The 20,219-nt window shown below is 63.5% G+C and carries 17 protein-coding genes; 11 read left to right on the top strand and 6 right to left on the bottom strand.

Annotated elements, in window-relative coordinates:
• Positions 1-199: 199 nt before the first annotated feature.
• Together C7G41_RS32395 and C7G41_RS32390 are read right to left on the bottom strand one after the other, a co-directional pair.
• A complete protein-coding gene (locus C7G41_RS32395) occupies positions 200-2,131 on the bottom strand; it encodes a long-chain fatty acid--CoA ligase (RefSeq protein ID WP_106946338.1) in 1,932 nt (643 codons plus the stop codon).
• A complete protein-coding gene (locus C7G41_RS32390) occupies positions 2,128-2,952 on the bottom strand; it encodes an ABC transporter ATP-binding protein (protein WP_106946376.1) in 825 nt (274 codons plus the stop codon). The genes C7G41_RS32395 and C7G41_RS32390 overlap by 4 nt, the downstream gene beginning before the upstream one ends.
• Before the next feature lie 333 nt (positions 2,953-3,285).
• On the opposite strand from C7G41_RS32390, the gene C7G41_RS32385 reads away from it, so the two are divergent.
• On the top strand, positions 3,286-3,960 hold the full coding sequence (locus tag C7G41_RS32385; RefSeq protein WP_106946375.1) for a Crp/Fnr family transcriptional regulator: 675 nt from the start codon (positions 3,286-3,288) through the stop codon (positions 3,958-3,960).
• A gap of 13 nt (positions 3,961-3,973) precedes the next feature.
• On the opposite strand, the gene C7G41_RS32380 is transcribed toward C7G41_RS32385, so the two are convergent.
• Entirely contained in the window at positions 3,974-5,236 is a 1,263-nt protein-coding gene (locus tag C7G41_RS32380) for an MFS transporter (RefSeq protein WP_106946337.1), read from the bottom strand.
• Positions 5,237-5,365: 129 nt separating this feature from the next.
• On the bottom strand, positions 5,366-6,205 hold the full coding sequence (locus C7G41_RS32375; RefSeq protein ID WP_106946336.1) for a uroporphyrinogen-III synthase: 840 nt from the start codon (positions 6,203-6,205) through the stop codon (positions 5,366-5,368).
• A gap of 140 nt (positions 6,206-6,345) precedes the next feature.
• Here C7G41_RS32375 and purU point away from each other — a divergent pair, with 140 nt between their 5' ends.
• Entirely contained in the window at positions 6,346-7,209 is an 864-nt protein-coding gene (purU, locus tag C7G41_RS32370) for a formyltetrahydrofolate deformylase (RefSeq protein WP_106946335.1), read from the top strand.
• A gap of 38 nt (positions 7,210-7,247) precedes the next feature.
• On the opposite strand, the gene C7G41_RS32365 is transcribed toward purU, so the two are convergent.
• Complete coding sequence (locus C7G41_RS32365; RefSeq protein ID WP_106946334.1) at positions 7,248-7,532, bottom strand: hypothetical protein; 285 nt, start codon at positions 7,530-7,532, stop codon at positions 7,248-7,250.
• 527 nt (positions 7,533-8,059) lie between these two features.
• Here C7G41_RS32365 and C7G41_RS32360 point away from each other — a divergent pair.
• From C7G41_RS32360 to C7G41_RS32335, 6 genes are all read left to right on the top strand, one after another.
• On the top strand, positions 8,060-9,250 hold the full coding sequence (locus C7G41_RS32360) for an ABC transporter substrate-binding protein (RefSeq protein ID WP_106946333.1): 1,191 nt from the start codon (positions 8,060-8,062) through the stop codon (positions 9,248-9,250).
• Positions 9,251-9,416: 166 nt separating this feature from the next.
• A complete protein-coding gene (locus tag C7G41_RS32355; RefSeq protein WP_106946332.1) occupies positions 9,417-10,286 on the top strand; it encodes a branched-chain amino acid ABC transporter permease in 870 nt (289 codons plus the stop codon).
• 8 nt (positions 10,287-10,294) lie between these two features.
• Entirely contained in the window at positions 10,295-11,323 is a 1,029-nt protein-coding gene (locus tag C7G41_RS32350; RefSeq protein WP_106946331.1) for a branched-chain amino acid ABC transporter permease, read from the top strand.
• Complete coding sequence (locus tag C7G41_RS32345) at positions 11,320-12,075, top strand: ABC transporter ATP-binding protein (RefSeq protein ID WP_106946330.1); 756 nt, start codon at positions 11,320-11,322, stop codon at positions 12,073-12,075. The genes C7G41_RS32350 and C7G41_RS32345 overlap by 4 nt, the downstream gene beginning before the upstream one ends.
• Entirely contained in the window at positions 12,068-12,784 is a 717-nt protein-coding gene (locus tag C7G41_RS32340) for an ABC transporter ATP-binding protein (RefSeq protein WP_106946329.1), read from the top strand. Before C7G41_RS32345 ends, C7G41_RS32340 begins: the two co-directional genes overlap by 8 nt.
• Before the next feature lie 20 nt (positions 12,785-12,804).
• Entirely contained in the window at positions 12,805-13,923 is a 1,119-nt protein-coding gene (locus C7G41_RS32335) for a cobalamin-independent methionine synthase II family protein (protein ID WP_106946328.1), read from the top strand.
• A gap of 172 nt (positions 13,924-14,095) precedes the next feature.
• On the opposite strand, the gene C7G41_RS32330 is transcribed toward C7G41_RS32335, so the two are convergent.
• Entirely contained in the window at positions 14,096-15,811 is a 1,716-nt protein-coding gene (locus C7G41_RS32330; protein ID WP_106946327.1) for a caspase family protein, read from the bottom strand.
• Positions 15,812-15,985: 174 nt separating this feature from the next.
• Between C7G41_RS32330 and C7G41_RS32325 the strand changes: the two genes are divergently transcribed.
• From C7G41_RS32325 to ahcY, 3 genes are all read left to right on the top strand, one after another.
• Positions 15,986-17,341, top strand: a complete 1,356-nt coding sequence (locus tag C7G41_RS32325) for a hypothetical protein (RefSeq protein WP_106946326.1) — start codon at positions 15,986-15,988, stop codon at positions 17,339-17,341.
• Between the two features lie 60 nt (positions 17,342-17,401).
• Positions 17,402-18,598: a methionine adenosyltransferase gene (gene metK / locus C7G41_RS32320; RefSeq protein ID WP_106946325.1), complete on the top strand. Its 1,197-nt coding sequence runs from the start codon at positions 17,402-17,404 to the stop codon at positions 18,596-18,598.
• 128 nt (positions 18,599-18,726) lie between these two features.
• Positions 18,727-20,148, top strand: coding sequence for an adenosylhomocysteinase (gene ahcY, locus C7G41_RS32315; RefSeq protein ID WP_106946324.1), 1,422 nt, complete (start codon positions 18,727-18,729; stop codon positions 20,146-20,148).
• Positions 20,149-20,219: the final 71 nt, after the last annotated feature.

The following is a 20,219-nucleotide window of genomic DNA, read 5'->3' as shown; positions in this document are numbered from 1 at the left end:
AGCGATGACGGTGCACCCTTTCCCCTTGCGGGAGAGGGTGGCTTCGCGAAGCGAAGCCGGGTGAGGGGTTGTCTCCGCAATGAACGCGCGGAGAGAGGACCCCTCACCCCAATGGGGTCTTGGCTGATAGCGGAGATGCCCTCTCCCACAAGGGGAGAGGGCGCATCGACCGGCATCGCGCTCTCGATTCGAAATAGGCTCACTCCGCGGCCTCCGCCAAATGCCCCGGTCCACCCAAATCCACCACGCGCAGCGTGGTGCGGACGCGCTGCGTGGTGCCGTCCTGGAACCGGATTACGGTGTCAACGGGGATGTCGGCCTGGCCGCGGTAGATCGCGTCGATGATGCTTTCGTATTTCTCGTTAATGACGTTGCGGCGCACTTTCCGCGTGCGGGTGAGCTCGCCGTCGTCGGCGTCGAGCTCCTTGTAGAGCAGCAGGAAGCGGGAGATGCGCTGCGCCGGCGGCAGAGTCGCGTTGACGGTCTCGACTTCCTTCTTGAGCAGCGCATAAACCTCGGGCCGCGAGGCCAGGTCGCTGTAGGTCGTGAACGAGAGCCGGTTCTTCTCCGCCCATTTGGAGATGATGGAGTAGCGGATGCAGATCATCGCCGCGAGCGCGTCGCGCCCCGAGCCCAGCACCACGGCTTCCGCGATATAGGGCGAGAATTTCAGCTTGTTCTCGATGAACTGGGGCGAGAAACGCTCGCCGCGCGAGGTTTCGGCGAGATCCTTGATGCGGTCGATGACCACGAGCTGCTTGTTGTCGTTGAAATAGCCGGCGTCGCCGGACAGCATCCAGCCTTCCCGGATGTCGGCGACGCTCGCCTCCGGATTCTTGTAGTAGCCGAGGAACATGTTGGGATGCCGCACCACGATTTCGCCGACGCCGTGAACGTCGGCATTGTCGATGCGGATCTCGACGCTGTCGGCCATCGGCACGCCCGTCGTGTCGGGGTCGACCTTGCCCGCGGGATGCAGCGTGTAGGCCCCCAGCAGCTCGGTCTGGCCGTAGAGCGTGCGCAGCGGCACGCCCATGGCCTGGAAGAACTTGAAGGTCTCGGGCCCGAGTGCCGCGCCGCCGGTTGCGGCCGAACGCAGGCGGGTGAAGCCGAGGCGGTCGCGCAACGCGCGGAACAGGATCGCGTCGGCGAAGCCGGAACGCTCGCCCTGTTCGAGCGCGGCAAGCCCGCTCTTCATGCCGATGTCGAACAGGCGCTGCTTGAACGGCGTTGCGTCCATTACCCTGGCGCGGACGTCGGCGGCGATCGATTCCCAAACGCGCGGTGCAAACAGGATGAACGTCGGCGCGATCTCGCGCAGATCGTTCATCATGATCTCGGGCTCTTCGACGAAGTTGATTTTCATGCGGCACAATAGGCCTTTGCCGAGTACATAGACCTGTTCCATGATCCAGGGCAGCGGCAGCACCGACACGTATTCGTCGTCCGGTCCTTTCGGGTCGAAAGCCAGATACGTCGCGCAATGGCCAAGCACGCGGCCGGCGGCGAGCATCGCGAGCTTTGGATGCGAAGTGGTGCCTGATGTCGTGCAGAGAATCGCGACGTCCTCGCCCTTGGTCGCGTCCACCAGCCGGTCGTAAAGTTCCGGTTCGCGCGTAGCCCGCGTTCGGCCGAGTTCGGCAAACGCCTCCGCCGACATCAAGCGCGGATCGTCGTATTTCCGCATGCCGCGCGGATCGGAATAGATGATGTGCTTCAGCTTTGGGACGCGGTCTGCCAGGGTGAGCAGCTTGTCGACCTGCTCCTCGTCCTCGGCGAAAACGAGCTGCGCCTCGCCGTAGTTGAGGAGATACGAAGCTTCTTCGTCGAGCACGTCGCGGTAGAGCCCGAGGCTCAAGCCTCCAACCGCGTGAGTGGCGATTTCCGCCGCGACCCAGTCCGGCCGATTGTCGCCGATGATGCCGATGACATCCTGGCGTCCAAGGCCCAGTTCGACGAGGCCGAGCGCGAAGTCGCGCACCCGTGCCTGGTAGTCGTTCCAGGTGAACGGGCGCCATAGCCCGAGATCCTTCTCGCGCAGCGCAATCTCGTTGCCATACTCCTTCGCATTGAGCCGGAGCATCTTCGGATAGGTGTCGGCCTGCGCGACGCGGCCTGCGTAATTCATCATGCCGCGCTCTCCTGCGCAGGCGGAGCATCGTCAGGATCGACCAGCACCTCGTCGTCCTCTTCGCCGAGATAGGCGCGCCTGACGTGGGGATCGGCGAGCACGGCGGCCGGATCGCCCTCGGCGATCTTGCGGCCGAAATCCAGCACCATGACGCGGTGGGAGATGTCCATCACCACGCCCATGTCGTGCTCGATCATCACCACGGTCATGCCGAACTCCTCGTTGAGATCGACGATGTAGCGGGCCATGTCCTCCTTCTCCTCGAAGTTCATGCCGGCCATCGGCTCGTCGAGGAGAATGAGGCGCGGCTCCAGCGCCATGGCGCGGGCGAGCTCGACGCGCTTGCGCAAGCCGTAGGAAAGAGTGCCGGCCGGCGCCTTTCGCACCGACTGGAGGTCGAGGAAATCGATGATCTCCTCGACCTTGCGGCGGTGCTCGAGCTCTTCCTTGCGCGCGCCGGTGAGCCAGTACAGCGAGCCCGTGAGAAAATTGTTCTTCAGGAGGTGATGGCGGCCGACCATGATGTTGTCGAGCACGCTCATGTGGTGGAACAGCGCCAGGTTCTGGAAGGTGCGGCCGATGCCGAGAGAAGCACGCGCGTTGGGCGTCAGGCCGGTGATGTCGCGGCCCTGGTAGAACAGCTGGCCTTCGGTCGGCTTGTAGCGGCCGGAAATACAGTTCACGATCGAGGTCTTGCCGGCGCCGTTGGGGCCAATGATCGAGAACAGCTCGCCTTCCCTGATGGCGAAGCCGACATCGGTCAGCGCATGGACGCCGCCGAATCGCAAGGACACGCCGCGCACTTCAAGACTGGTAGCCACCAAACAGATCCCTCCCGGTGATGGCGCATTCAGCGGCGCTCTTCGTCCGTTCTGTCGGGCGATCCTAGTACGGCCGTGCCGGCGAGACCATGCAGCAGATGGTCTCGACCGGAGCCGCGCCGCTCTCGTTCCCGTTTGGGATCAAAAGCCGCATCGCCCGAGGTGGTCCTCAATAGGGGAAAGCGCTATTCTGAAATGTCTCCCGCCTGACAATTCTGCGACAAAGTTTTTTGGGCGGTCGCAGCCTCCATCTTTCGTCGGATGGTGGTCGAGACGATCATGCTGCATTGCAGCAGAACAGGAGTGACGAACGGTGCGGCTGGCTTCGGGATCATGATTTCAGAGGATCAACTGAAGCGCGTCGCTGCCTGGTCGCGCGAGCTCACGCAAGCGGAGATCGAGGTCGCTCGTGCCGGCATCACGGAGCGGTCCTACGGCACCGGCGAGACCGTGTTCATGCGCGGGGACACGTTCGACTATTGGGCCGGCATGGTCTTCGGTCTTGCCCGGATGGGCGGGGTCTCGCGCGACGGCAAGGAGACGAGCCTGGCGGGGTTGACGGCAGGCGCCTGGTTCGGCGAGGGCAGCGTGCTCAAGAACGAGCCGCGCCGCTATGACGTGGTCGCGCTGCGCAACAGCCGCGTCGCACTGATGGAACGCAGCGCCTTCATGTGGCTGTTCGAGAACAGCGTCGGCTTCAACCGCTTCCTGGTGCGCCAGCTCAACGAGCGGCTCGGCCAGTTCATCGGGATGCTCGAGGTCAACCGCACGCTGGATGCCACCGCGCGGCTTGCTCGCAGCATCGCCTCGCTGTTCAATCCGATCCTCTATCCGGAATCCACCGCGCATCTGGAGATCACCCAGGAGGAGATCGGCGCTCTTTCCGGCATGTCCCGCCAGAATGCCAACCGCGCGCTGAACCGGCTGGAGAAAGAGGGCCTGCTCCGGCTGGAATATGGCGGCGTCACCATCCTCGATATCGAGCGGTTGCGCGGTTACGGGGACTAGGGTTCCTCGTTCGTCATCGCGCATTGGCAGGGGCGTGCACCGGCCAGAGGTCAGCACGCCAGCGTACGGCGATCGCCATCATTGCGATGAACCCCGATACGGCATAGAGCGACCCCGTCGCGGAATAGCCGATGACATCGATCAGGCTGCCGGCCGCGAGCAATCCGAGCGGCAGACCGTAGATCACCATCATGCGCACGCCCATCACGCGGCCGCGAAGATGTGCGCTGGCCGTCCGCATCAGGATAACGGCAGCTGATATCATCGACATGCTCTGGGCGATGCCGGCGAGCACGAGGCAGGCCATCGCCACCGGCATGGTCCTGATCTCGACGAAGACCAGCAGCATGGCGTACCAGGCCAGCGTCGCGCCGATCAGGAGCCGGGCAATGCGCAGTCCGCTGACGAGGCTGAGCGTGATGGAGCCGATCAGCGAGCCGACGGCGAAGCTCGCCGAGAGATAACCGAGGCCGGTCTGGTCGGTATGAAAGATGTCCCGCGCGATGTAGGGCAGCAATCCGCCGGTGAAGGGAAATGCGGTCAGGTTGGCCAGGAAGGCGACGCATAGCGCCGCGCGCATTCCCGCTCCGTTCCAGGCGTAGACGATCCCTTCCTTCAGATCGCCCAGCAATCTCGAAACAGCGCGACTGTCTGCCGGAAGATGAGTCGTGACAATGGTCCTTTCCGGCCGGGTCAGGCAGAGCATGAGCAGCGCGGCCGCGAGATAGAGGCAGACGATCACCACGTAAACGAGGCCAACGCCGAGGATGGCAAACAGCCCGGCGCCCGTCAACGCTCCGGCGATGCGCGCGCTGTCCTGGGTCGTGCGCGCAACGCTGATGGCGCCCACCAGTTGCTCGCTCGGCATGATCTCGGCAAGCAGCGCGCCGCGAACGCCGAGGTCCGAGGGGCGAATCAGGCCCATGATTGCGACGATGATCATGACGCTCAGCGGTGTCAGGTGACCGGTCAGTGCCAGAGTCATGATGGTCGACGCGAGCACCATATAGGCAAGACGCATCGCGACCAGGAGATCGCGATGACCCATGCGGTCGCCGATCATGCCGAACACCGGCGCCACCAATGTCCCGACGAACTGGAGCGATGCAAGCACGGTGAGCAGCAGCACCGAGCCGGTCTCGACCATGATGTACCAGCCGAGCACCAGCGTCTCGATCTCGAACGCCCAGGACGTGAGCAGATCGGACGGCCATTGAAAGCGATAGTTGCGGATGCGAAATGGCGCGAGCGCGGAAAGGCGGATGGTCGTGCTCAAGTCTCGACGACGGGTATCACTGCGATTCCCTGCCCTTTGTTATTCGTTTTTCTGCTCGCAGGGTAACGCTGGCGACGTCCGTGTCAATCGGCGCTGCCGCATAGTGCCATGCTCGCCGACGACGCGCGATCAACGCGCAGGAGTTCGCTTCCGCTCCGCGAGCGCCGCCGCCATCGCCGAGATCAGCGGCCGCATGAAATAGGCCTCGTCGGCCGGCGAGACGTCCGTGCGCAGACCATGCGCGGAGAGCTCGCCCGAGACCGCCGGCCCGACCGACGCGATCAGCGTCCGCTCGAGGCCTGCGCGCAGCTTGGCCTCGCTGCCGTTGGCTCTCGCAGCCTCGATCAGCCGTCGGACCTGGCCGAGATTGGTCAGCGCGATGGAATCGATCCGTCCTTCGGCCATGTCGTCGATGGCGATGATGATGTTGGCATCCGCAGCTTTGGAATCGTAAACATAAGGCAGCACGCTATCGACCTCGGCACCTTGCGCCGACAGCGCACCGGTCAGCGCGCTGTGATCCTTGTCGGGATAGAGCTGGAGGCCGAGGCGGTGTCCCTTCAGATCGAGCTTGCCGAGCATCTCGATTACGCCCTCGGTGGTCGGTTTCTCCGTGGTCTGCTGCGGCTCGAGCCCTTTCTCTCGGAGTGCCTTGCCGGGTTTCGGGCCGCGGGTGAATTTTCGCGATCTGGCAAGCGCTGCCACGAGAGCCTGGTCGAGCCCTCGCGCCATGGCGAGCTTCATGATCCGCCGCAGCCCTTCGCCGGTCATCAGCACGAGGTCGTCGAAGGGCATGTCGATGGCACGGCGGATCCAGGCCGCGACAGGGACGGGGTCCGGTGCATCCTGGATGGTGAACATCGGGCATTGCACGACCTCGGCGCCTTGCTCGGCCAGCAACTTCGAAAACTGCGCCTCCTCGCGGGTTTCCAGGATCAGGATGCGGGTGCCGTTCAAGCGGTCGGGCATGAGCCTACTCCGGTCAGTCAAAGCAATGGTGCGTTCATCCTGACTCCACGGTCGGGATTGGCGCAAGGTGGGGTCGGTGATAGAGCAGGTCGCAAATCGCGGGTCGTTCCGCAGCCGCTGCCCAAACCTTCATCAAGGCCATGCCAGATCATCAATATGTCCTGACCCTGTCCTGTCCGGATCGTCCCGGCATCGTGTCGGCGGTGTCGACTTTCCTGGCGAATTCCGGACAGAACATCCTCGACGCCCAACAGTTCGACGACATCGAAACCAACAAGTTCTTCATGCGGGTGGTGTTTACCGCCGCCGATCTCGCCGTGGAGCTGTCGGCGCTGCAGACCGGCTTTGCCGCGATCGCCGACCGTTTCGGCATGGAATGGCAGATGCGAGATCGCGCCGCGCATCGCAAGGTGATGCTTTTGGTGTCCAAATCCGACCACTGCCTGGTCGACATCCTCTATCGCTGGCGCACCGGCGAGCTGCCGATGACTTTGGCCGCGATCGTCTCCAACCATCCACGCGAGGTCTATGACGGGCTCGATTTCGGCGGGGTTCCGTTCCACTACCTGCCTGTTACGAAAGAGACCAAGCGCGAGCAGGAGGCGCAGATCCTCGACCTCGTCGCCAGGACCGGGACGGATCTCGTCGTCCTCGCCCGCTATATGCAGATATTGTCCGACGATCTCTCGGCAAACCTGTCGGGACGCTGCATCAACATCCACCACTCGTTCCTGCCGGGTTTCAAGGGCGCAAAACCCTATCACCAGGCCCATGAGCGTGGCGTCAAGCTGATCGGCGCCACCGCGCATTACGTCACGCGCGACCTCGACGAGGGCCCGATCATCGATCAGGACGTGGAGCGCATCAGCCATCGCGACACGCCTGAGGATCTCGTCCGAAAAGGCCGCGATATCGAGCGCCGCGTGCTGGCGCGCGCGATCCGCTACCATCTCAACGACCGCGTCATCCTCAATGGTCGTAAGACCGTGGTGTTTGTGGATTGATTTGCTTCACCTCTCGCCGCAAGCCGCGAGGGGGCGATTTAACGCACCGCGATGCCAGGCGCTGAGCCCGCTCCGCCCTTCTGCGCCTGCTCTTCCTTTGCGCGATCCGCTGCCGGCATCAGCCGCTTGCGCTCGCGCTCCTTCATGTAGGCATCGTATTGCGGCGTGCCCGCCCGCGGCGGGGCGTCTGCCGGCAAGCCGCCGGCCCAGTGCGGGACGTAGTCGCCCATGCCGGAGGAGAGCTTTTCGTTCACGGTGCCGCAGCCGGACAGGCCCGCGGAGAGCGCGAGGAGGATCAGGCGGGAACGGAAGGATCTGGGCATTGTACGGGAAGCGCGCGGGTCAGTCGTGTTGGAGGCCAGGTCAGGGGCGTCGTTGGGAGAGTAGCCTTCAACCAGGTAAAATAGACTTATTCGAGGTGGGTAATTTAATACCGGAATGTGCCGACCCAGGCCCTGCCGATGTTCAAATTCTCCAAACAAAAGACGAAATCCTCCATCTACCCGGCTGACAACGTTTCTAAACTGCGGCAAGGGCTCGCGACAAAGTGGGATTCATCGGGGTCGGGGCTTTTTTGTTGACAGGTCCATTTTGTTTGTACAAACGTACAAATGATAGTCATTGCAATCGCGATGCCACGGCTACCCGGACGTGACCCGATATCGCTCTGCCGCCGGCGATCGAAAAGCTCGGCTTGCGCCGAATGGTCGCCAAACGTCCGATTGACAATAAGGGCGTGAAAGACGCCATGTTGCGCGCGACATCACGCGTGCGTGAGCTAAACTTAAGGCAAGGATCGGGCACTCGGTCCGGCGCACAAGCGATCAGGAATGAAGGGGAGGGACATCTGATGTTCGAACGCAAACAACTGTCTCGTACGACTATTTGGGCCGCAGCAGCTACCGCCATCGCGGGCCTTGCGGCCATCGCTCCGGTCAAGGCCGAGGACAGCGTCAAGGTCGGCCTGATCCTGCCGATGACCGGCGGCCAGGCCTCGACCGGCAAGCAGATCGAGAACGCGATCAAGCTCTACATGCAGCAGAAGGGCGACACCGTCGCCGGCAAGAAAATCGAGATCATCCTCAAGGACGATGCTGCGATTCCCGACAAGACCAAGACCGCCGCGCAGGAGCTGATCGTCAACGACAAGGTCCATTTCATCGCCGGTTTCGGCGTGACGCCGGCCGCGCTCGCGGCCGCCCCGCTTGCAACGCAAGCCAAGATTCCGGAAGTCGTGATGGCGGCCGGCACCTCCATCATCACCGAGCGCTCGCCCTATATCGTGCGCACCAGCTTCACGCTGGCGCAGTCTTCCACCATCATCGCCGACTGGGCGGTGAAAAACGGCATCAAGAAGGTGGCGACGCTGACCTCGGACTACGCGCCGGGCAATGACGCGCTCAACTTCTTCAAGCAGAACTTCACCGCCGGTGGCGGCGAGGTGGTCGAGGAGGTGAAGACGCCGCTTGCCAATCCGGATTTCGCACCGTTCCTCCAGCGTATGAAGGATGCCAAGCCCGACGCGATCTTCGTGTTCGTGCCGGCCGGTCAGGGCGGCAACTTCATGAAGCAGTATGCCGAACGCGGGCTCGACAAGGCCGGCATCAAGGTGATCGGACCGGGTGACGTGACCGACGACGATCTCCTCAACAACATGGGCGACGCCGTGCTGGGCACGGTCACCGCGCACCTTTATTCCGCGGCGCATCCCTCGCAGATGAACAAGGATTTCGTTGCGGCCTACAAGAAGGCATACGGAAACCGGCCGGGCTTCATGGCGGTGAGCGGCTATGACGGCATTCACCTGATCTACGAAGCGCTGAAGAAGACCAGTGGCGACACCGACGGCACCAAGCTGGTCGAAGCCATGAAGGGCCAGAAGTGGGAGAGCCCGCGCGGCCCGATCTCGATAGACCCCGAGACCCGCGACATCGTTCAGAACATCTACATCCGAAAGGTCGAGAAGGTCGACGGCGAGCTCTATAACGTCGAGTTCGCGACCTTCGAGGCCGTCAAGGATCTCGGCAAGACCAAGAAGTGACGCGCGAAAGCGCGTCATCCCCGCGCGCGCATTAGCGCGCATCGGGGATCTCGCCCGCTACTCTCGTCATGCCCGGGCTTGACCCGGGCATCCACGCGAGAGCCGAACCAAGAACGTGGATGGCCGGGACAACCCCGGCCATGACGCCCAACTCCAAGCTGAGACGATGACCTCTATCCTCACCAACCTGTTCGATGGCGTTGCCTACGGCATGCTGCTGTTCGTGCTGGCTTGCGGGCTCGCCGTCACGCTCGGCTTGATGAACTTCGTCAACCTCGCTCATGGCGCCTTCGCCATGGCCGGCGGCTATGTCTGCATGGTGCTGGTCAACCGGATGGGCTGGCCATTCTTCGCTGCATTGCCGCTTGCCTTCGTCTCCTCTGCTGCCATCGGCATCGTGCTCGAGCGCACGCTGTACCGACACCTCTATGCGCGCAGCCATCTTGACCAGGTGCTGTTCACGATCGGCCTCACGTTTATGTCGGTTGCGGCCGTCGACTACATCCAGGGTTCCTCGCGGGTCTTCATCAATCTGCCGGCCGCGCTTCAGGGCCAGTTCGACGTGTTCGGCGTCGGCATCGGTCGCTACCGGCTGATGATCATCGCGATCTGCGGGCTGCTCACCATCGGTCTTCAGATGGTGCTGGCGAAGACTCGCTTCGGCAGCCGCCTGCGCGCCGCGGTCGACGATCCCCGCGCCGCGAGCGGCCTCGGCATCAACGTGCCTCAGGTGTTCGCCTTCACATTTGCTTTTGGCTGCGGCCTGGCCGGTCTCGGCGGCGCGCTGAGCGCCGAGATCCTCGGCCTCGATCCGTACTTTCCGCTGAAGTTCATGATCTACTTCCTGATCGTGGTCACCGTCGGCGGCTCGTCCTCGATCACTGGCCCGTTTCTCGCCTCGCTGCTGCTCGGCATCGGCGACGTCGCCGGAAAATATTACGTGCCGAAGATGGGACCTTTCGTGATCTACACCATGATGATCGTGATCCTGATCTGGCGCCCGAACGGTCTGTTCGGCCGCACGGCCGCGCGTTGAGTTCGCCGATGAGCGCCTCCTCCGACGCCGGCTATCACGCCCGGCGCCAGGCACGCTGGCACTATGGCGAGGCCGGTTTCTGGCTGATCGTTCTGGCCTGCGGCTTCGTATTTCCGACGCGCTATTTGATCATGACGGACATCTTGCGGCTTGCGCTGTTTGCGATGTCGCTCGATCTGATCCTCGGCTACGCCGGCATCGTCTCGCTCGGCCATGCCGCCTTCTTCGGCGTCGGCGCCTACGCGGCGGGGCTTCTTGCGCTGCACGGGATCATCAACGAGCCCGTGCTTGCGCTTGTCGTCGCCGGCCTTGCCGCGATGGTGCTCGGCTTTGCCACCAGCTTCCTGGTGATCCGCGGCGTCGACCTGACGCGGCTGATGGTGACGCTCGGCATCGCGTTGTTGCTCGAGGCGCTGGCCGAACGCTTCTCCAACGTCACCGGCGGCACCGACGGTCTGCAGGGTATCGAGATGCAGCCGATCTTCGGTGAGATTCCCTTCGACATGTTCGGCAAGACCGGCTTCTTCTATTCGCTCGCCGTTCTGTTCCTGTTGTTCCTGTTCGCGCGCCGCGTCGTGCATTCCCCGTTCGGCCTGTCATTGCGCGCGATCAAGAACAATCCGCTGCGCGCGGCCGCGATCGGCATCCCCGTCAACCGTCGCCTGATCGCGATCTACACGCTCGCGGCGTTCTATGCTGGTATCGCAGGCGCGCTGTTCACCCAGACCACCGCGATCGCCTCGCTCGACGTGTTCGCCTTCGAGCGCTCGGCCGACCTGATGCTGGTGCTCGTCATCGGCGGCACCGGCTATCTCTATGGCGGGCTGGTCGGCGCGGTGCTGTTTCGCATGCTGCAGGAATTGTTCTCCACCATCACCCCGCAATACTGGCAGTTCTGGATCGGCCTCGTGCTGGTCGTGATCGTCCTGGTCGGCCGCCAGCGCCTGCATCGCTGGATGCTGTATGTGCCCAATCTGGTCATCAGGCAGATAGCCGGGCGCAAGGCCGTCGTCGCCGTGCCGGAAAGCGACGCATGACCATCGCACTCGAAACCCAGAATCTCGAAAAGCAGTTCGGCGGTCTGCGCGTCACCCGAGACTTGTCGCTAAAAATCGAACAAGGCGCCCGCCACGCGCTGATCGGCCCGAACGGCGCCGGCAAGACCACGGTCATCAACCAGCTCACTGGCGTGCTCAAGCCGAACTCGGGCCGCATCCTGCTCGAAGGCCAGGACATCACGGATCTGCCTGTGCACAAGCGCGTGTTGCGCGGCCTGTCGCGCACCTTCCAGATCAACCAGCTCTATCCCGACCTGACCCCGCTCGAGACCATCGGTCTCGCTGTCTCCGAGCGGCTCGGCCATGGCGGCGACTGGTGGCGGCGGATGGGCACGCGCAGCGACGTCAACGGCGAGATCGCAGACCTCCTGACGCGCTTCCACCTGCTCGACGCCATGAACGAACAGACCGTCACACTACCTTACGGCAAGCAGCGCCTGCTCGAGATCGCGGTCGCGATCGCCGCCAAGCCGCGCGTGCTGCTGCTGGATGAGCCCGCTGCCGGCGTGCCCGAGAGCGAGCGCCACGACATTCTCGCCGTCGTCGGCAGCCTGCCGCGCGACGTCACCGTGCTGCTGATTGAGCACGACATGGACCTCGTGTTCTCCTTCGCCGACCGCATCTCTGTCCTGGTGTCCGGCGCGCTGCTCACCGAAGGCCCGCCCGAGCAGGTCGCGCGCGACCCGCAGGTCAAGGCGGTCTATCTCGGCGAGGAGGCGGTCAATGTCTGACCTGCTCGCGATTGACTCGCTTCGCGCCGGCTACGGCGAGGCAGTGGTGCTGTCGAACTTGTCCCTGCGTCTCGCCGAGGGCCAGGTGCTGGCGCTGTTGGGTCGCAACGGCACCGGCAAGACCACGCTGATCAATTCGATCGTCGGTGTCACCCGCCGCTTCTCTGGCACTGTCGTCCTGGCCGGTACCGACGTCACGACCTTGCGGCCTGACCAACGAGCGCGCGCCGGGATCGGCTGGGTGCCGCAGGAGCGCAATATCTTCCGCTCGCTGACGGTGGAGGAGAACATGTCCGCAGTGGCTCAGCCCGGCCCCTGGACCGTCGAGAGGGTCTACGAGATGTTCCCGCGGTTGAAGGAGCGGCGGAGCAATTTTGGCAACCAGCTCTCCGGCGGTGAGCAGCAGATGCTGGCAATCGGCCGCGCGCTGACCCTCAATCCGAAAGTGCTTCTCCTGGACGAGCCGACCGAGGGCCTTGCCCCCATCATCGTCGAGGAGCTCTTGAAGGCGATCGGGACCATCACGCGGGCGGGCGGCATCTGCTCGATCATCGTCGAGCAGAATGCCCAAAAGATTCTGGGGCTGGCCGACCGTGTTGTGATATTGGAGCGCGGAACGATCGTCCAGGACGCTTCGAGCGCCGCGCTGAAGGCCGACCCGTCGGTCCTTGAGCGCCATCTCGGCGTTGCAGGGGCGGCGGCCCACTAAGAAATTCACGGGAGTTAAGAATGCAGCGAACCAAAGCCCCCTTCCGCGCCGACGAGGTCGGCAGCCTCCTGCGCCCCGCCAAGATCAAGGAAGCCCGCGCCAGGCTCGAGAAGGGCGAGATCTCGGCCGACGATCTGCGCAAGATCGAGGACATGGAGATCGAGAAGGTCGTGCATAAGCAGGCTGCTCTGGGCCTGAAGCTTGCAACCGACGGCGAATTCCGCCGCTCCTGGTGGCATTTCGATTTCCTGGCCAAGCTCACCGGCTGCGAAATGTTCCATCCCGACACCGGCATCCAGTTCGCGGGCGTCGAGACCCGGCATGATGCGGTGCGGGTGATCGGCAAGCTCGACTTCCCCGATGACCACCCGATGCTGGATCACTTCCGATTCCTGAAGAAGATCGCCGACCAGGCCCACGTCACCGCCAAGATGACGATTCCCTCGCCTGCGGTGCTGCATTTCCGTGGCGGCCGCAAGGCGATCTCCAAGGACGTCTATCCCGATCTCGACGCCTTCTACGAAGACCTCGGCAAGACCTACCGCAAGGCCGTCAAGGCGTTCTATGACGCCGGCTGCCGCTATCTCCAGTTCGACGACACCGTGTGGGCCTATCTCTGCTCGCCGGACGAATTGCAGAAGGCGCGCGAGCGGGGCGACAATCCCGAGGGTCTCCAGCAGATCTATGCGCGCGTCATCAACTACGCCTTGGCCGAGAAGCCCGGCGACATGGTGGTGACGACGCATGTCTGCCGCGGCAATTTCCGTTCGACCTGGATTTCGTCAGGCGGTTACGAGCCGGTTGCCGAGACCATGCTCGCCGGCACCCATTACGACGGCTATTTCCTCGAATACGACAGCGACCGCGCCGGTGGCTTCGAGCCGCTGCGCTTTCTGCCCAAGGGCAACAAGGTTGTCGTGGTCGGCGTCATCACCTCGAAGTTCGGTGAGCTCGAGAACAAGGATGACATCAAGCGCCGTCTGGAAGAGGCCGCCAAGTTCGCTCCATTGGAGCAGCTTGCACTTTCCCCCCAGTGCGGTTTTGCATCGACGGAAGAGGGCAACGTCCTCTCCGAAGAGGAGCAGTGGGCCAAGCTCAGCCTCGCGGTGGAGATCGCAAAGGAAGTGTGGGGCCAATAAACCTCTTTGCTCCGCTGTCATTCCCCGCGCAGGCGGGGAATCCAGTACGCCGCAGCTTTTCCGCATCTCTCGCTATCTCGGACTACTGGATCGCCCGGTCAAGCCGGGCGATGACACCGAACGCGTGGCGGGTGGCGTCGCGCTCCTGACAAGCGGGACGCAAACGCCGCTCTCACTTCTCGGCCAGATAGACCTCGCCCAGCAGCGACGAGTTCGACCACGGCACCTGCTTGTTCTTCGTGGTCGACACCACCTCGGCCCGCACCCGCGTCAGCATCTGCTGCACTTCCAGGCCAGGCGTGCCGAGATGGCGAGCGAGCGCGGCGGAGAACGGCGAGTTGGCGCCTTCGCCGTCGAGCGCGACCTGGCCCGGCGCAGTGGCGAAAGCGATCAGCGTGCCGGCGCCGAGCGTCGCGCCGGATCCCAGGCTCGTGGGCGCTGCGAGACCCGAGGCAGCTTCGATGGCGCGGCTGGTGCCGACTGATGCGACCTGCTGCGCCATCGGATTGTTGCGGCAGGCATCGAATATCAAAATGTTAGTGCGGACCTGGTCGTCGAGGCCGGCCATGATCGTGTCCATGTCGATCATCGCGTCCGTCATCCTCGCGCCGGGCTTGAGTTCGACGTCGACGGGAATGAGATAGTTGCGGCCGTCGACCTGCACGCCGTGGCCCGCATAGTAGACCACCACGACCTGAGCCCGCGCCGCCTCCCGCAAAAAGTCACGCGTCATCTTCTGCATCGCCGTGCGGTCGAGGTCGACGCCTTCTGACACGGTGAAGCCGATGTCGCGCAAGCTCTTCGCAACAGCGCGCGCGTCATTGGACGGATTAGGCAGTGCCTTGACATGCGCATAGGCGCCATTGCCGATGATGAGCGCCATGCGCGTGCCGCGCGCGGCCGGAGCAGGCGAGGGGGGCGGCGCGGCATCCGCCTGCCCAGCCGGTGCCTGTGCCGGCTCCGCCGCCGGTGACGGCGCATCGCGCGGGCTCGGCAGGCTTGCGTCGGTGACCAGCGACAGCCGCACCTTTGCGGTGGCCTGATTGGCCTTGCTGCCGGCATCGGACGCCCCGATCGCCAGCGTCGCCTTGTAGTCGTCGCTCGCGTGCGCGTAATCGCCTTTCGCCTCATAGGCCAGCGCTCGATGGGTATAGCCCGAGATCAGCACGCTGTTCGGCGGCGTCATGATGTTGACGGGCTGCTTCTCCTTCGCGAGCCGGATAGCTTCGCTGCCGTCGGCAATCGCGCGATCGTAATCGCCTCTGACACGCCAGATCGCAGTCCGGTTGATCAGCGGCTGCGGCAACGTCGGGTCGAGCCGGATCGCTTGGTTGATGTCGGCCAGCGCGCCGTCGAGATCGCCGAGCGCCTCCTTGGAGATGCCGCGGTTCTGGTACGAGAATGCCGATTTTGGATTGGCCTTGATCGACGTGTCGTAGTCGGCGATCGCCTTGCCGTGATCGCCTTTGCCGCGCCAGGCGTTGCCGCGATTGTGGAAGATGGTACTATCAGGCGGACCCAGCTTCAGCGCGTCGTCGAAATCGGTGATCGCGATCTCGTACTCGCCTCTGTCGTAGTAGGCCGATCCCCTGAGATTATAGGTTGCCTGGTTCGGCTGGAGCCGGATCGCTTCCGTGGCGTCGGTGATGACCTTGGCGTAATCGCCCTTCTTGTTCCAGCCCACCGCGCGCCAGAAGTGGACCGTCGCGAGCTGCTCGCCTTTGAACACCTTCAGCGCAATGATCTTGCTGCAGGCGTCGATCATCTGGTCCGCCGGCGTGGTGTCGGTGGTGCAGAGCGGCCCAAGCTGGTTGCGCGCCTGCGCAAAAGCGGGCGCCGACCACAGGGTTGCGGCGAGCAGGCAGAGCGCGACGAGCAGGCGATGCATTGGCGGTGGTCCCGTAGAGGAGAGGCGTCTGTTTGTTGCCCGGAAGGGGAAGGTGGTTCACGGCCTCGCCGTTGTGCACATGGCAAACGGGGGACGGCTCTATCCCTATTCCCTCGGTGGGCAGATCTTGCTAGGAGGTACTACCCAATCCTTCTGCCCACCGCGTCCCACGCCATGAAGAACGACGAAATCCTGAGCCAAATCACCGAGTTCTGCCGTAAGGCGGACATGGCGGAGTCGACGTTCGGGCGGCGCGCGGTGAACGATGGGAAGCTCGTGCACCGCTTGCGCGAGGGCAAGCGCATCACGATCGACACGCTGGACCGGATCCAGGCCTACATGGCCGCATCGATCGCCGGCGGTGTGCCGCCGCCGCGGGGGCTTCAGGTGCCCCCGGAAAAACGCGATCCGCGCGGCAATTTCCGCTTTTTTGAGAACCGGCAGAAATACCTGCTGTTCGTCCACACTTGCAGTGAGAAGCGGGTGGTCGCCGAGCGCGTGGCGCTGGAGCTTGCCAGCATTCATCCCCGGCCGCCGGCGCTGCGCGTGTTCGATGCCGGCGTTGGCGACGGCACGGTACTGGCGCGCGTGCTGCGCGCAATGCATCAGCGCTTTCCGCATATGCCGTTCTATGTCGCCGGCAAGGAGCTCAGTCTCGAGGACCTCCGCCTGACGCTGGACAAGGTGCCGGATCGCATTTTCGAGCATCCGGCCTCGGTGTTCGTATTTACCAATATGCTCTACGCGGAGGCGCCCTGGCTCACGCCGGCATCGCCCGCGGCGGCCGCCGCGACCGTTTGGCACGAGGTTTCCCTGCGGGGGACTTCCTCAGGCGAGTTCGAGACGCAAATCGCGGAGTTGAAGCCGTTTTTGGAGCAGAACTGGCGCGCGGCGGTCAGCCCGCGCACGGGGATGCCGCTTTATGAACGGCCTGTCGTCCTGGTGCTCTACCGTGAAGATCAGCGGTTTCTGCTCGATTCGACCATTCCACGGCCGGGCCAGGCCGAGGCCAATTTCGACCTCGTTATTGCATCCCAGCCATACCGCGCGCTGTCCTCGGTCAATTTTCGGGCAAAACGGATCATTGCGCCCCTGGCGCGGGCCTTGCGGGCGGGGGGCCGCCTGATCGGTATTCACTCCCATGGGCAGGATCCGGGCATGGAGATGATCCAAGCGATCTGGCCCGGAGAAAATCCTTTCTCGGTGAGCCGTCATGAGCTATTGCGCGCGGTGAAGTACGAGCTCGGCTCGGTGGGCCGCGACTTAAATTTTAATGCTTACGCTGATAACCGCTCGATCTTCAGGTATGATATGGAAGCGCTGCCCAACGAGGTGACGGGCACTATCGGAACCTCGACAGCCTTTGCAGCCTGGAATGCGGCGGTGTATGTGGCTCAGATTGAGGACGACCGGTTGACGGAAATGACTCAAAACGGCCGCACTCTGGATGCCGCCAGGGACGTGCTGCGAAAGTACAATGGGCTCTGGTTTCTCGACGAATCCTACGTCATCTCGCGCCGGCGTGATTGACATCATTCAAAGCTAAATATCGCAACGCCCGCCAGCTAGCGGCGGAACAAGGGGTTACTGATGCGCGCGTCCTATCTCTTCACCAGCGAGTCCGTGTCCGAAGGCCATCCGGACAAGGTGTGCGACCGGATCTCCGATGAGATCGTCGATCTGTTCTACCGCGAAGGACCGAAAGCCGGCATCGATCCCTGGCAAATTCGTGCCGCCTGCGAAACGCTCGCGACCACCAACAAGGTCGTGATCGCCGGCGAGACCCGCGGTCCCGCATCCGTCACCAACGAGCAGATCGAAGGTGTCGTGCGCGACGCGATCAAGGACATCGGCTACGAGCAGGACGGCTTCCACTGGAAGACCGCTGACATCGAGATCCTGCTGCATCCGCAGTCCGCCGACATCGCGCAGGGCGTCGATGCGCTGCAGCCAGGCGAAGTCAAGGAAGAGGGGGCGGGCGACCAGGGCATCATGTTCGGCTACGCTACCAACGAGACGCCGGATCTGATGCCAGCGCCGATCTTCTACGCCCACAAGATCCTCCGCCTCATCTCCGAAGCGCGCCACTCGGGCCGCGAGAAGGTGCTGGGCCCGGACTCCAAGAGCCAGGTCACCGTGCAGTACGAGAACGGCAAGCCGGTCGGCGTGCGCGAAATCGTGGTGTCGCATCAGCATCTGGTCGAGGACATCTCGTCCAAGCAGATTCGCGACATCGTCGAGCCCTATGTGCGCGAGGCGCTGCCGAAGGACTGGATCACGGCGAAGACGATCTGGCACATCAACCCGACCGGCAAGTTCTACATCGGAGGTCCCGACGGCGATTCCGGCCTGACCGGCCGCAAGATCATCGTCGACACCTATGGTGGCGCGGCCCCGCACGGCGGCGGCGCGTTCTCCGGCAAGGATCCGACCAAGGTCGACCGCTCGGCTGCCTATGCGGCGCGCTACGTCGCCAAGAACATTGTTGCGGCGGGTCTTGCGGATCGCTGCACGCTGCAGCTCGCCTACGCCATCGGCGTGGCGCGTCCGCTGTCGATCTACATCGACACCCACGGCACCGGCAAGGTGTCGGAGGATCAGCTCGAGAAGGCTGCCGGCAAGGCGATGGATCTCACCCCGCGTGGCATCCGCAGCCATCTCGATCTCAACCGCCCGATCTACGCGCGCACCTCCGCCTACGGCCATTTCGGGCGCACGCCCGACAACGAGGGCGGCTTCTCCTGGGAGAAGACCGATCTTGTCGAAGCGCTCAAGCGCGCGGTCTGATCACCGAGGTTTTTCCCGGGGCGCCGCGACAGCGGCGAACCCGGAATTCCTAATCCATCGCATCGAGATTCCGGGCTCGCCTCTCCAGGGCGACCCGGAATGACCAATTCAACAACAGGACGCCCGCAATGAACGCGAAGCCCGGCTTCACCGACTACATCGTCAAGGACATTTCGCTCGCCGATTTCGGTCGCAAGGAGCTCTCGCTCGCCGAGACCGAGATGCCCGGCCTGATGGCCACCCGCGAGGAGTACGGCCCGAAGCAGCCGCTAAAGGGCGCGCGCATCGCCGGCTCGCTGCACATGACGATCCAGACCGGCGTGCTGATCGAGACGCTGGCCGCGCTCGGCGCCGACATCCGCTGGGTCTCCTGCAACATCTATTCGACGCAGGACCATGCCGCGGCGGCGATCGCAGCCGCCGGCATTCCGGTGTTCGCGGTCAAGGGTGAGAGTCTGACCGAGTACTGGGACTACACCGCCAAGCTGTTCGACTGGCATGGCGGCGGTCACCCGAACATGATCCTCGATGACGGTGGCGACGCCACCATGTACGTCCATCTCGGTCTGCGCGCCGAGAACGGCGACACCAAGTTCCTGGACAAGCCGGGTTCGGAAGAAGAGGAGGTCTTCTTCGCGCTTCTGAAGAAGCAGCTCAAGGAGAAGCCGAAGGGCTACTTCGCCGAGATCGCCAAGAGCATCAAGGGCGTTTCCGAAGAGACCACCACGGGCGTGCATCGTCTCTATGACATGCAGAAGGCGGGCACGCTGCTATGGCCGGCCATCAACGTCAACGACAGCGTCACCAAGTCGAAGTTCGACAACCTCTATGGCTGCCGTGAATCGCTGGTCGACGGCATCCGTCGCGGCACCGACGTGATGATGTCCGGCAAGGTCGCGATGGTCGCGGGCTTCGGCGACGTCGGCAAGGGTTCGGCCGCCTCGCTGCGCCAGGCCGGCTGCCGCGTCATGGTGTCCGAAGTCGATCCGATCTGCGCACTGCAGGCGGCGATGGAAGGCTACGAAGTCGTGACCATGGAAGACGCCGCGCCCCGCGCCGACATCTTCGTCACCGCGACCGGCAACAAGGACATCATCACGATCGAGCACATGCGCGCGATGAAGGATCGCGCCATCGTCTGCAACATCGGTCACTTCGACAATGAGATCCAGATCGCGGGTCTGCGCAACCTGAAATGGACCAACATCAAGCCGCAGGTCGACGAGATCGAATTCCCCGACAAGCATCGCATCATCATGCTGTCGGAAGGCCGCCTCGTGAACCTCGGCAACGCGATGGGCCATCCGTCCTTCGTGATGTCGGCCTCCTTCACCAACCAGACGCTGGCGCAGATCGAGCTTTTCGCCAACAACAAGGACGGCAAGTACAAGAAGGAAGTCTACGTGCTGCCGAAGTCGCTCGACGAAAAGGTCGCGCGCCTGCACCTCGCCAAGATCGGCGTGAAGCTCACGGAGCTGCGCAAGGACCAGGCCGACTATATCGGCGTCAAGCAGGAAGGCCCGTTCAAGTCGGATCACTACCGCTACTGAGCCGGCGGCCGTATCGATTTTCGACCCAAAGCCCCGGAGCAATCCGGGGCTTTGTTGTCTTGAGCGCGGTG

The sequence above is a fragment of the Bradyrhizobium sp. MOS002 genome (assembly GCF_003020115.1).
Classification (GTDB): domain Bacteria; phylum Pseudomonadota; class Alphaproteobacteria; order Rhizobiales; family Xanthobacteraceae; genus Bradyrhizobium.
Note: the sequence above shows the minus strand (reverse complement) of the source record. Positions and strands in the feature narration are given on the sequence as shown.